This is a genomic window from Vibrio sp. HI00D65 (genome assembly GCF_001635455.1).
In the GTDB taxonomy this organism is placed as follows: domain Bacteria; phylum Pseudomonadota; class Gammaproteobacteria; order Enterobacterales; family Vibrionaceae; genus Vibrio.
Genome location: NZ_LWEH01000056.1, coordinates 1 through 337, shown reverse-complemented (window position 1 = coordinate 337; position 337 = coordinate 1). Strand labels below are relative to the sequence as shown.

Annotated in this window: 1 pseudogene; it reads right to left on the bottom strand. The window is 45.4% G+C overall.

Features of this window, described 5'->3' with window-relative positions:
- Positions 1-337 (bottom strand): annotated as a pseudogene (locus A3712_RS07285) (cation-translocating P-type ATPase); the annotation flags it as partial.

Here is a 337-nt window from a genome sequence, read left to right as displayed (position 1 = left end):
CATTGATATAGAACGGCAAAGCAGAATAGAGCAACACAGGTGTAGCAAAAATAAGGCTTACCCAACGGAAGTAGTTTTTAAACTCTGGTTCGAGGTTGCCAAACACTTCAAGATATAAAGCCACTGCAAGCATCATTACCTGCATGGTTGCCAAGCCAGCAACACCGAGGCGGTATAGGTAGTTTTTCATCGATCGGTGGTAGGCGGCTTCTTGTTGATCAGCTTCAAAAGGCGCGGCTTTATAACCTAGAGTATGGATTGCTGACAACAATTCACTCAGTTTAACTTGCGTGTTATCCCAGTTAAGTAGGGCGCGGTTGGTGGTCGTATTCACACG